This is a genomic window from Streptomyces sp. NPDC002206 (assembly GCF_053593595.1).
Genome location: NZ_JBSFCW010000007.1, coordinates 110,956 through 125,493 on the forward strand (window position 1 = coordinate 110,956; position 14,538 = coordinate 125,493).

The window sequence follows — 14,538 nt, forward strand, 5'->3', positions numbered from 1 at the left end:
CGACGGTCTCGCATCCAAGGTGGCGAAACTGCAACATCAGTTCTTCGACATCTAAGAACGCCGCAGGTCGGATTTCGCTCGCCTGTGCCGTCTCTGGGCCGTCGGCCGTGTTCTTCCCTCCCGGAAGACGCGGCCGACGGCCTTTTCTGTGGGCAGGGATCGGGCGGCGGCTGTCGACGCAGCGCCGAAACCTTGGATCTCGAGCTGGGTCCCGAGGCGGTTGTCGGCCCTCGGTGCCGTACGCTGCCAGGCGTCGAATACCCCACGCAGGTCCTCGATGCCGTCCCATGTCGCTTGCACATAGGCGACGCTCCTGAGTGGAGCCGCCTTATAGGTGAGTGAGGTGACGATCCCGAAGTTGCCGTTTCCGGCCCCGCGGAGCGCCCAGAGCAGGTCCGAGTTGTTCTTCAGGTCTGCCCTGATCACCTTGGCGCAGTCGGCACCCGACGCGACGACGATCTCAGCCGCCATCAGGCTGTCGCAGGCCATGCCGAGGTAGCGGGTGAGGAAGCCGAAGCCGCCGCCGAGCGTCGCACCGGACAGGCCTACGCTGCCGGACCGCCCGCGCAAGGCAGGCTCCATCGGCACCCCGATCGAGGGCGTCGAGCTGTGCCTGATCGACGAGAAGGACGGCGTCGGCGAACTCTGCGTCCGCGGCCACAACGTCATGAAGGGTTACTGGGGCCGCCCCGAGGCCACCGCCGAAACCATCCTCGACGGCTGGCTGCGCACCGGCGACCTCGCCACCGTCGACGAGGACGGCTGCTACTTCATCGTCGACCGTAAGAAGGACCTGATCATCCGCGGCGGCTTCAACGTCTACCCCCGCGAGATCGAAGAGGTCCTCTACGAGCACCCCGCAGTCGCCGAGGCCGCGGTGATCGGCATCCCCCACCCTGCTCTCGGCCAGGAGATCGCCGCCGCCGTGGCCCTGCTCCCGGGCGCCGAGGCCACCCCCGACGACCTGCGGGAGTTCGTACGGGCGCAGGTCGCCCCCTACAAGTACCCTCGCGAGGTCTGGCTGCTCGACGCCCTCCCCAAGGGCGCCACCGGCAAGATCCTCAAGCGCGAGATCGCTACCCCGGGCTCCTGAGGGAGGGCGACCCGCCATCCCGGGATCCCGCCCCCACATTCCGCCACCTGGTCACGGCCGCTGGCCATGCGGGACGAGCAACGGGAGCGACGGCACTCAGTTACCCGCTCCCGTTGCCTGTTGTCAGTGCCGCAGCGCCCTGCCCACCTCGGCGGTGACGTCGCCGGCGAGCGTGCGGTTACTGCGGGCCGTCGCGTCCTTGGGGGTGCCCGGCCGTACGTCGTCGACCGTGACCACGGTCGAGTCCAGCAGATTGCCGCTGGGGTCGCGGAAGTTGATCTGGACGATGTACGACTTGGCCGACTCGGTGCTGTTCGTCACGGTGATCTTCGTAGTGGCGCGGCCGCCCTGCTCGGTCACCGCGCCCGCCTTGACGTCCTTGCCCGCGTTCACGCCGTTCTTGAAATTTTGGAGTTTCTCCTGCGCGGCAGCTGATGCCGAGGCCGCCACGTCGCCCCCTCTGGACGCGGCGGACGCCACCGCGGACGCGGCCTTGGACACCGTGCCGGCCGGGCTGCCGCCGTCGTCCGTACAGGCGGCAGCCGATGCCACGACCGCCGTCAGCAGCACGGCCCACGCGCCTCGCACGGATCGCCTTGTCATCGCGCCTCCCAGCACTCACGGATCCGTCCCAGTCAAGACGCAGGCGCGGCGGTCCGCATGCCGCGCACGTCGATCGGGTGACGGCAGATGGCCTGCGGGCACGCGGACGGTGTCGATGGCTGCGCCGGCGTGGGGAGTACGTGCCTGTGCCCCCGGGCGAGGTCCGGGGGCACAGACTTCGGCTCCGCCGGCTGTGGGTCGTCAGCGCCCGTAGCGGATCAGGGCGCGGACCATGCGGCAGGTCGTGTCGGACGGCGGGTGGATGCCGATGCGCTCGGCAGTCGTGCGTATCTTGTCGTTGTCTGCGCTGGACGGGTAGTAGACGCCCGTGTCGAGCAGGGCGATCGCCAGGCGCATGGCCTTCAGGCGGCGGTTGTGCGAGATGTACCATTCGCGGGGCCGGCCCGCGGGGAGCGGCTTCTTCTGCAGGGGCTTGTGGAGCGGCTTGGTCGTGACTGCGGCAACGGCCATGGGCAACCTCCTGGCACGGTCGTGAAACCCTCACGAACTACCTCTATTTTACGGCCCACCACTGACAATCGCCCCTGGCCAGAGGGGTCTTCGTGGCCTTCGTCGCGTATCGTCGGACCCATGGAGATCTGGATCAATCCCGCGTGTTCCAAGTGCCGCAGCGCGGTGCAGTTGCTCGATGCGGAGGGAGCCGAATACACCGTCCGCCGCTATCTGGAGGATGTGCCGTCGCCGGACGAGATCCGGGCCGTGCTCGACCGGCTCCGGCTGGAGCCGTGGGACATCACGCGGACGCAGGAGGCGGACGCGAAGGAGCTCGGGCTCAAGGAGTGGCCGCGCGAGGCCGGTTCGCGGGAGCGGTGGATCACGGCGCTCGCCGAGCATCCGAAGCTGATCCAGCGGCCGATCATCACCGCGGAGGACGGCACGGCTGTCGTGGCGCGTACGGAGGAAGCGGTGCGGGACGCCTTGGGGCGCTGAGCCCGGCGGAGTCGCTCAGCACCCAGCCGACAGGAACTCCTCGATTCTGCAGTTGAGTTCGGCGGCGTCCGGGGCGTGCAGCGGCAGTGTGTGGTGCGTGGCGCCGGGGATCGTCGCCGTCCGCGCGTGGGGGAGCAGCCGGGCCGCGGTGGCGGCGACCGCTGCGATGTTGTGCGCCCGGCTGTTCTCGGCCAGCAGGATCAGGGTCGGTACGTCCAGGGCGCCCAGCGCCTCGGGGGCGGGGCGGGGGCCGGTGACCGGCCGGGCGGACGGGAAGCCGGCAGCCGTGTCGCGCAGGTGCAGCCAGACCGGGTCGAGCGGTGCATCGGAGGTCTCCCAGTTCATGAAAGCGCGCGTGCGTCGCGCGTTGGGGCGGAGCAGCATCGGTAGCGCGTGCAGCAGGTAGCCGGGGCGGTAACCGGCGAAGCACTGGGTCGGGTCCACAAGGATCAGCTTCCCGACGCGGTCGGGGGCGTGCAGGGCGTAGTGGAGCGCGATCCAGGCTCCGTAGGAATGGCCGCAGAGTGCTGCCGATGCGATGTTCAGGGCGTCCAGCACTGCGTCCAGCCAGGCCGTCAGGTCCGGCACCGTACGGATCGGGCGCTCCCCCACCACGCTGCGGCCCGGGTCGCCCATGAGGTCGACGGCGTGGACGCGGTGGCTGCGGCCCAGGTGGGCGGCCTGGGCGTACCAGACGGTGGAGGTGGAGCCGCCGCCTGCCAGCAGCATCAGGGGCGGGCCACCCTCGGGGCCGTAACTGTTGACACGGGTGGTGCCGTACGGGGTGAAGGCCTCGGAGTGGGTCGTTCCAGCGGGCCACTTGACCGCCAGGACCTCGTCGTACGCGGCGAGGAACGACTCGGTGGCGGCCACCGCGGATGATCCGGATGACGTACGCGTCATGGGGTGCCTCCCAGATGGGTGCCCTTGGATATTATCTCGCTCGACGAGATAATAAAGGGAGGAGGACCGATGAGCGAGCAGAGTCCCGAAATGGAGATCGTCCATCTGCTGCGCAAGGTGACTGTCGAATTCGGGCTGCGCCAGGCCGAGTTCGCGAGCCGCCATGGCATGCACCCCACCGACGTACGCGCCCTGATCTGCCTGCTCGACGCCGAACGGGCGGGCACGGACGCGACCGCCGGATGGCTCGGTGCGCAGCTCGGGCTCAACTCCGCGGGCACCACCGCCGTCATCGACCGACTGGAACGGCTCGGCCACCTCACCCGCACCCGTGACCCGCGCGACCGGCGGCGGGTGCTGCTGACGGTGGACCCGCGGGCGGTCGAGCTGGGCCGGTCCTTCTTCGGGCCGCTGATCGACAACACGGTCGCGGTGCTGCACGACTTCGACGAGAGTGAGACGGCTGCCGTGCGGCGCTTCCTGTCCGCCGCGCACCGGGCGGCCACCTCCATTCCCTGACCGGCAGGGCGGCGACAGAGGGTTACGTCCGCCTGACGGCTGAAACGAACGCGCCTGTTACTCGTACGTAGGGACACACGCACCACATCCGGCCCGAGCGCATCAGGTGTTCCGGCCGGGGACAGGAGCCCTACGTGTCACGCAAGAAGACCCTCAGCCGCAAGAAGAAGCTCGCCCTGCTGGTCGGGGCCGCCGCACTCGCCGGTGGGACGGCTGCCGTGCTGGCCGGAACCAGCCAGGCCGCGCAGTCGCCACCGGCTGACCGGGCCTCGTCGGTCGTCTGCACCGGACTCACCACGGCGCTCGGCAACAACGAGCGGTTCATCGCCGGTCAGCGAGCCAATCCGGATGCCCAGTCGGCTGCGCGGATCGCCAACCGGGAAGCCGTGATCGCGGAGATCCGGCGCCAACAGGCCGCCTCGGGGTGCGGTGGGGAGGCATCGGCGCCCGTGGATCCCGCCACGTCCGCAGCCGCTTCCACACCGGCATCCGCATCCGCATCCGCGCCAGGGACCGCGGCGCCGGCGCCGCCCGGCGGAGCGGAGCAGACCACCGGTGAGGTCGTCTGTGCCGGATCCACCGTGACGCTGTCCGGCGAGGGAGGTGCCCCCGCAGCGTCCAGCAATCAGTTCCCCGTCGGCACCCGGCTCAAGGTGACCAATCTCGACAACAACAAGTCCACCACGGTGCAGGTCACTTCACCCTCCGGAAGCTGCGCCCTGCTGAACAACGCCGCGTTCGAGCAGGTGCGCGAACCGGGCAAGTTCCTGATCCGTCGCGCTCGCATCGAGCGCGTGGGTTGACGAGCCCGGGCCGGGCGGTCGGCGGACCGGTACAAGACACGGCAACGCCCGGCACCGTTCCTAGCCAGTGCGCATGAGTGAGTCCTGGACCCACCGCTGCGTACCGGGCGCATCCCGAACGGTATTGGATGCGCTGGGTTCCCGCTTTCGCTTCCCGCTCGGCAACGGCCCTCCAGGGGGCCGGTCCGTGGTGGGTGGGCGGGTTCCCTCACGCCCCCGGTCACCTGGTCCGGCCTGGGCGGTCCGATGCCCCGCACGATCACTCCGGTCGTGCGGGGGCGGTGCCGTCCTTCCCCAAGCTCTCAACTCCGTTCGAGCAGGGGATACCCCATCCCGGACCGGGTGTCCGAGGGCGCGTCTCCCGATCGCGATGCCCGCGGCATCGTGACGAGACATCTTTCGGCGTGGGGTGGCCAGTGGTTTCTGCCAGTGCTGGGCACCCCACAGGGAGGTGTAGGCCGGGTCGACCGCGACAACGCTCAGGCCGTGCTCGGCGGCCATCGACACCAGCCGGGCCTTGAGCTTCCCGGTGGGGATGCCGGAGATGAGCTGCCTGAACCGCTTGCGGCGGCCGTGCTTCTCCCTGGTCTTCTCGGTGGTGAAGTCGAGGTCTTCGATGCCGATCGCGGCGACACCGGCACGCACCGCCCAGTTGATGAGGCGGGTCAGGGCGTGGCGGATCTGGGCGTCTCGGTGACCGGCCGAACCGGACAGGTCGTAGCCGAAGCGGTGCGGATCGCCGACCGGGTTGCCGTGCCGGTCGAGAAGGTAGGCGGCGAAGTGGTCGGCGTTGGTGTCGACGCCGATCATCCCCCGGGCGCGGGCAGTCTCGAACGGGATGGTCTGCACGAGGGGGCGCTGCCAGGATGCGGTGGGGTACCAGCGGCCGCGCTCCGTGTCGAGGTGGATGCGGTAGGCGACGGCCCGGTTCGCGGTGATGCGGTCGGCCCACTCCTGGCCCCGGTGCGCGAACGCCGCGGTGGAGGTGAGGGTGTACCGGCCGTGCCGGGCGTTGGCCAGGTGCGCGAGCGGGGCAGGCAGTCTGATGGACACTTCGCCGTCCGGAGTGACGCGGATCGTCTCGTTCCCGAACCGCTTCCCCGACTCACCGTCGGCAGCGATGAACCAGCGTTCCGCTTGCCAGCGTTCCCGCCACTGCGCCTCGGTGAGACCGGCCTGGGCGAGGTGGTGGCGGGTGTTGAGGAGACGCTTGCCGCCCCGGACCACCCGCACCCGTCCGGCCCGCCGGTCGGCGACAGCCGCCGTGTGCCGCGCCTCCAGCGCCGCGAGGCGGCGGGACTTGCGGAACCACTCGCTCTTCGACCGGTAGCCACCCGCCACGCGCTTGGCGCCCTTCTCCCCGACCGGGAGGGACAGGCGGTGCCGCAGGGTCCTGATCCCGGCATCCAGCTTCCGGATATACGCCGCCTGGCAACGCCGCGCCAGCGCCCACTGATCGTGCGTGGCCTTGGTGATCGCACCCGCGATCCGCGACGACGACACCCCGGTCAGCTCCCGCTTACGCGCCGCCCAGGTCTGCGCACCGTGCTCCAGACCATCCGCACAGCGAGCCCTGAGATCACGGGACGCCAGCGCACCCTGATGCGCACCGACCGCACGCAGCACCCTCTCGTCCTGGGCGGTCAGGTGCTTGAGACGGTCCCGGACCGCCACCCCGCACGGCCCGGGCACCACGAAGGACACGGCCAGCTCCCGCACACCACCCAACACATCACCCCCACCCAGGCCGCACCGCTGCCCCCAGCCCAACGAGCCACGGCCGCCAAGGTCACCCATTCGACCCCAGAACTCCCGTTCTCACCCCCACCAACCCACCCACAGGACTCACTCCCGCTCACCACCGCTCACTTCAATGCAGCAACCGACAGCCTCGCAACCCCTCGCGGTTCAGGAACGCACGACGGCCTCCGCCTGGGCCAGCAACTCGGTCAGCCGCAGCCCGAACCGTACGTCGCAGGGATGCGGAACCCCTGTACGCACCGCTTCGAGCAGCGCGTCCACCGCCGCGCGGAACGAACCCACCGCGTCGCCCCCACCCGGCAGCGTGGCGATCCCGGATTCGCCCCTGAACTCGACCTCCGTGCCCGCCGCTCCGAGCGGTGCGTCCAGCGCCAGCGTCACCGTGCTGGACGCGCCCGAGGCGTGGCGGAGGATCAGATGGGTGGTGTCGGCGGGTCCGCGGGCGGCGGTCAGTTCCGTCACATCGCCGAGCACCGGGAGCAGCACCGACAGCGCATGCGGGCCCACATCCCACAGGCCGCCCTTCTCGCGGCGCCACAGCGATTGTGCGAACTCGCTTTCCGCCCCGGGGGCGTACAGTGCGCCGATCCACTGGGCGCGGGCAGTGAACCAGCCGCCCCGCGCGGCCTGCTCGGCGACCCACGCCGCGGTCGGCTCGGCGAACCGCATCGTGCAGAAGACGACGGACGCGACCTGCGCCCGGTCGGCTGCCTCGGCGACCTCGCGGGCCCCGGCCACCGTCGTCGCGACGGGCTTGTCCATCAGCAGGTGGCATCCGGCGGCCGCGGCGCGGGCGGCGAGCGGGGCCTGGACGTCCGGCGGCAGCGCGAACGCGACGGCGTCGCTCGCGGCGAAGAGTTCGTCGACGCCCGTGTCACCGGTGTACGCCTTGGTGTCGTGGGCGGCGGCGAGGGCGTTCGCCGCCTCGGGCCTGCGGCCCCACACACCGCTGAGTTCGACTCCGGGGTGGGTGGCGAGAGCCGGGGCCTGGGTGTTGCGGGCCCAGGGGCCCGTACCGAGAAGACCGATACGCATGGGGGCAGCGGGTGGTGTCGTCATGGGGCCAGTCTGCCCGGTCGCTCACCGGGTGGTGGCGTGCGACGGCCGACGGTCACGCCGGCGCCCGGATCCTGGACGCTCCGGACCACGAGCCCTGGACCGGTCAACGTGTTGGGCTGCTGGGACAATTCGCCGCGCGGACCTGCGGCTGAAGTGCTGCAGGCGTGGCGGGCCGGGATCGATCCGCGTCGGCGCGCTGCTGCGGTGCAGGTGACTCCCGTATACGAAGCGCTCCTCAAGACCCGGGTACACCCCCGCGCACAGCCTCGTCGACTCCCGCGTACAACGCAGGAAACCTCGGTAACACGGGGTTCACATTCGGGCAACGGACGGGAAATCGCGTCTTGCGAAGCTGCGCTGCAGAGACCGGACCGCAGACCGCAGCACCGCAGCACCCGCAAAGGATGGCTTCCGTGACGTTCAAGGCTGAGTACATCTGGATCGACGGCACCGAGCCGACCGCCAAGCTTCGTTCGAAGACGAAGATCATGGCAGGGGACGCCTCCCAGGGTGTCGCGGAGCTGCCCATCTGGGGCTTCGACGGGTCCAGCACCAACCAGGCCGAGGGTCACGCCTCCGACCGCGTACTGAAGCCGGTCTTCTCCTGTCCGGACCCGATCCGCGGCGGCAACGACGTGCTCGTGCTGTGCGAGGTCTTCAACATCGACATGACTCCGCACGAGTCCAACACGCGGTCGGCCCTGCGTCCGATCGCCGAGCAGTTCGCCGGCCAGGAGCCGATCTTCGGCATCGAGCAGGAGTACACCTTCTTCGACGGCCACCGGCCGCTCGGCTTCCCCGTGGGCGGCTTCCCGGCCGCGCAGGGCGGCTACTACTGCGGTGTCGGCGCCGACGAGATCTTCGGCCGCGAGATCGTCGAGAAGCACCTCGAGAACTGCCTGACGGCGGGTCTGGGCATCTCCGGCATCAACGCCGAGGTCATGCCCGGTCAGTGGGAGTTCCAGGTGGGTCCGCTCTCCCCCCTGGAGGTCTCCGACCAGCTGTGGATCGCCCGCTGGCTGCTGTACCGCACCGCCGAGGACTTCAACGTCTCCGCGACCCTGGACCCGAAGCCGGTCAAGGGCGACTGGAACGGCGCGGGTGCGCACACCAACTTCTCCACCAAGGCGATGCGCGAGGGTTACGACGCGATCATCACCGCGTGCGAGTCGCTGGGCGAGGGCTCGAAGCCGATGGACCACGTCAAGAACTACGGCGCGGGTATCGACGACCGCCTGACCGGTCTGCACGAGACCGCCCCGTGGAACGAGTACAGCTACGGCGTCTCCAACCGCGGCGCCTCGGTCCGTATCCCGTGGCAGGTCGAGCAGGACCAGAAGGGCTACATCGAGGACCGTCGCCCGAACGCCAACGTCGACCCGTACGTCGTCACGCGGCTGATCGTCGACACCTGCTGCACGGCGCTGGAGAAGGCCGACCAGGTCTGATCCGCATCTGATTCCGTACGAAGGGGCACCCGCCGGAAACGGTGGGTGCCCCTTCGGCGTGCCCTACCCGTACCCGGAGCGTGTCACCTGCTGCTGGGGCGGTCGAGGCAGCACAGGGGGTGGCCCACGAGGTGAGGAACGTAACGCAAAGGGTTCCGTATCGACGGGTGAGAGAGGCCTGCAGCGGCGCCGCCTTGTCTGGTCTAATAGGGGCATGGCCAGCTTCCAGTACACCGCGCCGGGTCGCAGCGACCTCGAGCCGTTCTGGCCTTCCCGTCAGCATCATGACTTCGACCGGGTGTGTTGTCGCGCGTGGAACGCGCAGGCCCTCTAAAGCCGCTCACCCCGGTCTTCGGTCCGCGCGCACGACGCAAGTCCGTCCCTCGACGACTCCTTCGCGCGAAAGAGCTGACCCTCATGGCGAACACTCGTGCCCTCTCCGCCGCCACCGCTGTCACCGCAGCATCGTCGGCGACCGCTGCGGCCCCGCCCTCCGCCCGCTCCGTCTCCCCCAGCCGCCACCGGCTGCGCGCCGTCGACCCCGACGAGGTCGTCCAGCCGGCCGATGTGGCCGACTTCCTCCCGCCGGGCGCCACCTGGCTGCCCGCACCCCAGCACACCCTTCCGGCACTGCCGGGCCGGCCGCCGATGATCGGCTACCTGGTGCTCGTACCGGCCGATCAGCAGCCCGCCGTTGCAGCGGCGGCCGCGGCCGCCGCCCAGCGGATCGTGCCGCAGCCGGTGGAGACCCCGGCCTCGGCCGGTCCGGTGCGCATCGACACGGTGCAGCGCACCGCGGCGGTGGACGGGGACACGCTCGACCTCACGTTCCTCGAGTTCGAACTGCTCGCCCATTTGGTGGCGCACCCGCACCGGGTGCACACCCGCGACCAGTTGGTGACGACCGTCTGGGGTTACGGGCATGTGGGCGACGGGCGCACCGTCGACGTCCACATCGCCCGGCTGCGCCGCAAGCTGGGCGCCGAGCACCGCCGGTCGATCCAGACGGTGCGACGCGTCGGTTACAAGTACGCCCCCTGAGCGAGCCGCACACGACAAGCCCTGGCCGACCGGTCGTACCCGGTGGGCCAGGGCTTCTTCGTAGGGGCGTCAGCCGCGGAGACCCGACCCGGGCAGAACCGGTTCGGCCACCGCGCCCGCTGCCTGCGCCTCGCCGTGGTCCAGGCTCGGCAGCCGGGAGAGTCCGCGCGGGGTCCGCCAGTTCCGCTCGCCGAGCAGCGCCATGACGGAGGGCAACAGGACCATCCGTACGATCGTGGCGTCCAGCAGCACCGCAACGGCGAGGCCGACGCCCATCTGCTGCATGTCCTGCATGGAGAGCGTCCCGAAGACGGCGAACACCGCCACCATGATCACGGCCGCGCCGGTCACCGCGCCCGCCGTCCGCCGGATGCCCGTGTCGATGGCCGCCCGGGTGTCCAGACCGCTCTGCCGGGCCTCGCGGATCCGGGAGACCACGAACACGTGGTAGTCCATCGAGAGGCCGAAGAGCACCACCAGGACGAACAACGGCATCCATGCCTCGATCGCCCCTACCCCCTCCGAGCCGATCAGCGAAGCGCCCCAGCCGTGCTGGAAGACGGCGACCATCACTCCGTACGCGGCGCCCACGGAGAGCAGGTTGAGAAGGATCGACGTCACCGCGATGACGTACGAGCGGAAGCAGAACAGCATCAGCAGGAAGGTCACCGCCGTGATGAACGCGAAGACCGGGACGATGCCGCGCTTCAGCTGATCGTTGAAGTCGACGGACCCGGCCGGCTCCCCGGTGACGTACGCCTGCGCACCCGTCCCGTCGAAGGCGGCGGGCACCCGCTTGTCGCGCAGCTCGGCCAGGCCGGCCCTGCCGTCCGGCAGCGGCACCTCGACCTCCGCGACGTTCTGCGCCCGGTGCACGGTCACCTTGTCGGGGCCGAACTCCGCCAGTGCCTTGCGCAGTTCGGGCGAGTCGATGTCATCCGCCTCGATCACGAGGAGGGCGGGGGCGGGGCCGCCCGGGAACGTCTCCTCGATGTTCCGGTACGCCACGGAGAGCTCCGAGTCCGAGCCGAACTGCTTCTCCAGGCCGAGCGACTCGGTCTTCATGCCGAGGGCGGGCGCGGCCAGGGCCAGCAGGACGACGACCGAGGAGACCGCAAAGACCTTGGGCCGGGCCAGAACAGGACCGAGGATCGTGCCTGCGAAGGAGCCACTGGCCCGCACGCCCCGCCGGGAGCGCCGGTTCAGCAGCGGCACCCGCCCCGCGTCGATCCGGTCGCCGAGCCACGACAGCAGCGCGGGAAGCACTGTCACCGAGCCGAGCACGGCGATGAGGACGACGGTGATCGTGGCCAGGGCGAAGCCCTTGAACAGCATCAGTCCGGACAGGAACATGCCGGCCATCGCGACCATGACGGTGAGCCCGGAGACCAGAACGGCCCGGCCGCTGGTCGCCGCCGCGATCCGCAGCGCCGTTTCGGCGTCGCGCCCCGCGGCCCGCTCGTCGCGCTCGCGCCGCAGGTAGAAGAGGCAGTAGTCGACGCCGACGGCGAAGCCCATCAGGAACATCACGGAGTACGTGGTCTGGAAGAGGTGCAGCTGGTGACTGGCCAGCGACAGCAGACCGAAGGCGGCCATGCAGGCGGTGAGTGCGAGCCCGACCGGCAACAGGGCCGCGACCACGGCGCCGAAGGCGACCAGCAGGATGCCCAGGGCCAGGGGTACGGCGGTGAACTCGGCCTTCTTGAAGTCCTCGGAGAGCAGGTCGCCGAGCCACTTCCCGGCGCTGGCCTCGCCGAACTGATGGATCGTGATGTCCGGCCGCTTCTCCCGGACCCCGGACACGGCGTCGAGCACCGGCTGCACCCGGTCGGCGGACGTCGCCGCGTCTCCCTTCATGTCAAAGGTGATCAGGGCGTCCTTGCCGTCCTTGGAGGGGACGGGCGCCGCGAGGTTCCGGACCTCGCCGGTCCGCTCCACGGCGGCGGAGACCTCACGGGCCGCGTCCTGCCAGTCGCCCGCCTTCGCGGCGGACACCATGACCAGCTCACCTGCGGGATGGGCGAGGCCGGCGTCGTCGAGGATCTGCTCGGCCCGTGCCGAGTCGCCCGTGGCGTTCTCGGCGTCCGTCATCTCGACCATGCCGGATGCCCCGCCGATGCCCGTGGCGAGCACGACGAAGAGCAGCCAGCCGAGGATGGCCGTCCTGCGATGGTGTGCGCTCCATACGCCGATGCGTGCCGCCAGGTTGCGCCTCATGGCGTTTCGCCCCCAGAAGTTGACGTCGAATGAGTCGCTCACGAACCTAGAGACGGGGCGCCTGCCGCCCCAGCCGCCGGAACCCCCTCTCCCCGAGGCGTAGGGCGAGGTCCCGATGGTGGTGCTGGGTACACCCCTCCCGGGTGGCAAACGGCTGACCTCACGCCTGGCCGCCGGGTGAGACTGTCCTCGGACCGCGGCCTGCCAGGAGGGGCCCGGCGAGGGGAGAGGGACCATCATGAACGCGATGCAGAACCGGATACGGTCCGCGCTGCTGGCCGCCGGGCGCGGGATCGTACTGTCGATCGCCAGTCTCGCCGGGTCGATCACCCTGTTCGTCCTGGCGGTGCTCTCGATCGCCTTCATTCCACTGGGTCTGGGCCTGTTCACCACCCCACAGGTGCTGGACGCGGTCCGCAGGCACGCCAACCAGCGCCGGCTGCTGGCGGCGACCTGGTCGGACATCCGCATCCCGGTCCCCTATCGGCCCTTCCCGAAGGATCTGCGCGGCGGGCTCACGGGACAGGTCGAGCGGACGACGCTGATGCTGAAGGATCCGGCGACCTGGCGGGACATCCAGTGGCTGCTGGTCGACATGACGGCCGGCTACTGCGTGTCGGTCCTCGCCTCGGCGCTGCTGCTCTACCCGGTGGAGGGGTTCGTCCTGGCGGCGGGCCTGTGGCGGGTCTTCACCGACGACCGGTACTGGTACGCGTTCGTGCCGGTCGACAGCCAGGCGACGGCGCTGGCCGCCGCAGCGCTCGGTGTGGTGTTCTTCCTGACGGGTCTGAAGGTCGGCAATCCGCTGTTGCGGCTGCACTTCGTGATCGCCCGCTCGCTGCTGGCGCCCACCCATGAGCAGGAGCTGGCCCGGCGGATCGACCGGCTCACCGAGACCCGGCACGAGGCCGTGGACACCGCCGCGGGCGAACTGCGCCGTATCGAGCGCGATCTGCACGACGGCGCACAGGCCCGGTTGGTCGCCATGGGCATGAACCTGGGCACGATCGAGGCGCTGATCGAGAAGGACCCGGCGCAGGCCAAGAAGCTGCTCGCGACGGCCCGCGAGTCCTCCGCGGAAGCCCTCACCGAGCTGCGCGATCTCGTACGGGGCATCCACCCGCCGGTCCTGGCCGAACGCGGACTCGGGGACGCCGTCAAGGCGTTGGCGCTGCGGCTGCCCATCGCGGCCGAGGTCGAGGTGGAGCTGGCCGGCCGCGCCGGGGCGCCGGTCGAGTCGGCCGCGTACTTCGCGGTCAGCGAGACCCTGACGAACGCCGCCAAGCACTCGGGGGCGGACCGTCTCTGGGTGGACATCCACCACGCCGACTCGATGCTGCGGATCTCCGTCACGGACAACGGGAGGGGCGGCGCGACGATCGGACCGGGCTCGGGGCTGAGCGGAATCGAACGCCGACTCGGTACATTCGACGGCATCATGGCCGTCAGCAGCCCAGCGGGCGGCCCCACCATGGTGACCATGGAGATCCCTTGCGAGTTGTCCTAGCCGAAGATCTCTTCCTGTTGCGTGACGGTCTGGTCCGGATGCTGCAGGCGTACGACTTCGAGATTGCGGCAGCCGTCGAGACCGGGCCCGAACTGACCAGAGCGCTCGCCGAGTTGGAGCCGGACGTCGCCGTGGTCGACGTCCGGCTCCCGCCGTCCCACACGGACGAGGGCCTGCAGTGCGCACTGGCGGCCAGAAAGGCCCGGCCGGGGCTGCCGGTGCTCGTGCTCTCGCAGCATGTGGAGCAGTTGTACGCACGCGAGCTGCTGGCGGACGGCAACGGGGCCATCGGATATCTGCTCAAGGACCGGGTCTTCGACGCCGACCAGTTCATCGACGCGGTACGCAGGGTCGCGGCGGGCGGCACGGCCATGGACCCGCAGGTGATCTCGCAGCTGCTGTCGCGGCGGGCGCAGGACAAGCCGATGGGCGGGCTGACGCCGCGCGAGCTGGAGGTCATGGAGCTGATGGCCCAGGGCCGTTCGAACGCGGCGATCGCCTCGAAGATGGTGATCACGGAGCGGGCGGTGGCCAAGCACACCTCGAATATCTTCGGAAAGCTCGGCCTGCCGCCGTCCGACGACGACAACCGCCGCGTTCTTGCCGTGCTGGCCTATCTCGACCGGGGGTGAC

The 14,538-nt window shown here is 70.2% G+C and carries 14 protein-coding genes and 1 pseudogene; 8 read left to right on the forward strand and 7 right to left on the reverse strand.

Features of this window, described 5'->3' with window-relative positions; all coding sequences use genetic code 11:
- Positions 1-51: 51 nt before the first annotated feature.
- Positions 52-489: a hypothetical protein gene (locus ACWCP8_RS16095; RefSeq protein WP_451116443.1), complete on the reverse strand. Its 438-nt coding sequence runs from the start codon at positions 487-489 to the stop codon at positions 52-54.
- A 64-nt stretch (positions 490-553) separates the two neighbouring features.
- On the opposite strand from ACWCP8_RS16095, the pseudogene ACWCP8_RS16100 reads away from it, so the two are divergent.
- A pseudogene (locus ACWCP8_RS16100) lies at positions 554-1,093 on the forward strand (AMP-binding enzyme); the annotation flags it as partial.
- A 123-nt stretch (positions 1,094-1,216) separates the two neighbouring features.
- Here the strand turns inward: ACWCP8_RS16100 and ACWCP8_RS16105 are convergent.
- The gene (locus ACWCP8_RS16105; RefSeq protein WP_352266848.1) at positions 1,217-1,696 is read right to left on the reverse strand and encodes a hypothetical protein; all 480 of its coding nucleotides are present in this window, start codon (positions 1,694-1,696) and stop codon (positions 1,217-1,219) included.
- Positions 1,697-1,897: 201 nt separating this feature from the next.
- Positions 1,898-2,167: a hypothetical protein gene (locus tag ACWCP8_RS16110; RefSeq protein ID WP_030926244.1), complete on the reverse strand. Its 270-nt coding sequence runs from the start codon at positions 2,165-2,167 to the stop codon at positions 1,898-1,900.
- Between the two features lie 120 nt (positions 2,168-2,287).
- Between ACWCP8_RS16110 and ACWCP8_RS16115 the strand changes: the two genes are divergently transcribed.
- A complete protein-coding gene (locus ACWCP8_RS16115; RefSeq protein WP_352266849.1) occupies positions 2,288-2,647 on the forward strand; it encodes an ArsC/Spx/MgsR family protein in 360 nt (119 codons plus the stop codon).
- Between the two features lie 15 nt (positions 2,648-2,662).
- Here ACWCP8_RS16115 and ACWCP8_RS16120 read toward each other — a convergent pair whose 3' ends face one another.
- Positions 2,663-3,550: an alpha/beta fold hydrolase gene (locus tag ACWCP8_RS16120; protein WP_352266850.1), complete on the reverse strand. Its 888-nt coding sequence runs from the start codon at positions 3,548-3,550 to the stop codon at positions 2,663-2,665.
- Positions 3,551-3,619: 69 nt separating this feature from the next.
- Here ACWCP8_RS16120 and ACWCP8_RS16125 point away from each other — a divergent pair, with 69 nt between their 5' ends.
- Positions 3,620-4,069, forward strand: a complete 450-nt coding sequence (locus ACWCP8_RS16125) for a MarR family transcriptional regulator (RefSeq protein ID WP_352266851.1) — start codon at positions 3,620-3,622, stop codon at positions 4,067-4,069.
- A gap of 134 nt (positions 4,070-4,203) precedes the next feature.
- The gene (locus ACWCP8_RS16130) at positions 4,204-4,872 is read left to right on the forward strand and encodes a hypothetical protein (RefSeq protein ID WP_451116447.1); all 669 of its coding nucleotides are present in this window, start codon (positions 4,204-4,206) and stop codon (positions 4,870-4,872) included.
- Positions 4,873-4,932: 60 nt separating this feature from the next.
- Here ACWCP8_RS16130 and ACWCP8_RS16135 read toward each other — a convergent pair whose 3' ends face one another.
- Together ACWCP8_RS16135 and ACWCP8_RS16140 are read right to left on the reverse strand one after the other, a co-directional pair.
- Positions 4,933-6,600 (reverse strand): IS200/IS605 family accessory protein TnpB-related protein, encoded by a 1,668-nt coding sequence (locus ACWCP8_RS16135; protein ID WP_451116449.1) that lies wholly within the window; start codon positions 6,598-6,600, stop codon positions 4,933-4,935.
- 180 nt (positions 6,601-6,780) lie between these two features.
- Positions 6,781-7,692, reverse strand: coding sequence for a Gfo/Idh/MocA family protein (locus ACWCP8_RS16140; RefSeq protein WP_451116451.1), 912 nt, complete (start codon positions 7,690-7,692; stop codon positions 6,781-6,783).
- A gap of 413 nt (positions 7,693-8,105) precedes the next feature.
- Here ACWCP8_RS16140 and glnII point away from each other — a divergent pair, with 413 nt between their 5' ends.
- Positions 8,106-9,140 (forward strand): glutamine synthetase, encoded by a 1,035-nt coding sequence (glnII, locus tag ACWCP8_RS16145; protein WP_352266854.1) that lies wholly within the window; start codon positions 8,106-8,108, stop codon positions 9,138-9,140.
- 417 nt (positions 9,141-9,557) lie between these two features.
- A complete protein-coding gene (locus tag ACWCP8_RS16150) occupies positions 9,558-10,181 on the forward strand; it encodes a winged helix-turn-helix domain-containing protein (RefSeq protein WP_451116454.1) in 624 nt (207 codons plus the stop codon).
- A gap of 69 nt (positions 10,182-10,250) precedes the next feature.
- Here the strand turns inward: ACWCP8_RS16150 and ACWCP8_RS16155 are convergent, their stop codons facing one another.
- Positions 10,251-12,398 (reverse strand): MMPL family transporter, encoded by a 2,148-nt coding sequence (locus ACWCP8_RS16155; RefSeq protein WP_451116622.1) that lies wholly within the window; start codon positions 12,396-12,398, stop codon positions 10,251-10,253.
- A 238-nt stretch (positions 12,399-12,636) separates the two neighbouring features.
- Here ACWCP8_RS16155 and ACWCP8_RS16160 point away from each other — a divergent pair, with 238 nt between their 5' ends.
- A complete protein-coding gene (locus ACWCP8_RS16160; protein WP_352266856.1) occupies positions 12,637-13,905 on the forward strand; it encodes a sensor histidine kinase in 1,269 nt (422 codons plus the stop codon).
- Positions 13,890-14,537, forward strand: a complete 648-nt coding sequence (locus tag ACWCP8_RS16165; protein WP_326603290.1) for a response regulator transcription factor — start codon at positions 13,890-13,892, stop codon at positions 14,535-14,537. The genes ACWCP8_RS16160 and ACWCP8_RS16165 overlap by 16 nt, the downstream gene beginning before the upstream one ends.
- Position 14,538 lies beyond the last annotated feature (1 nt).

Excerpts from the sequence above, each read along its gene's own strand:
- ACWCP8_RS16110 (WP_030926244.1), bottom strand. The coding sequence starts at position 2,167 with ATGGCCGTTGCCGCAGTCACGACCAAGCCGCTCCACAAGCCCCTGCAG.
- ACWCP8_RS16155 (WP_451116622.1), bottom strand. The coding sequence starts at position 12,398 with ATGAGGCGCAACCTGGCGGCACGCATCGGCGTATGGAGCGCACACCAT.
- ACWCP8_RS16105 (WP_352266848.1), bottom strand. The coding sequence starts at position 1,696 with ATGACAAGGCGATCCGTGCGAGGCGCGTGGGCCGTGCTGCTGACGGCG.
- ACWCP8_RS16150 (WP_451116454.1), top strand. The coding sequence starts at position 9,558 with ATGGCGAACACTCGTGCCCTCTCCGCCGCCACCGCTGTCACCGCAGCA.
- ACWCP8_RS16160 (WP_352266856.1), top strand. The coding sequence starts at position 12,637 with ATGAACGCGATGCAGAACCGGATACGGTCCGCGCTGCTGGCCGCCGGG.
- ACWCP8_RS16115 (WP_352266849.1), top strand. The coding sequence starts at position 2,288 with ATGGAGATCTGGATCAATCCCGCGTGTTCCAAGTGCCGCAGCGCGGTG.
- ACWCP8_RS16125 (WP_352266851.1), top strand. The coding sequence starts at position 3,620 with ATGAGCGAGCAGAGTCCCGAAATGGAGATCGTCCATCTGCTGCGCAAG.
- ACWCP8_RS16095 (WP_451116443.1), bottom strand. The coding sequence starts at position 489 with ATGGCCTGCGACAGCCTGATGGCGGCTGAGATCGTCGTCGCGTCGGGT.
- ACWCP8_RS16140 (WP_451116451.1), bottom strand. The coding sequence starts at position 7,692 with ATGACGACACCACCCGCTGCCCCCATGCGTATCGGTCTTCTCGGTACG.
- ACWCP8_RS16120 (WP_352266850.1), bottom strand. The coding sequence starts at position 3,550 with ATGACGCGTACGTCATCCGGATCATCCGCGGTGGCCGCCACCGAGTCG.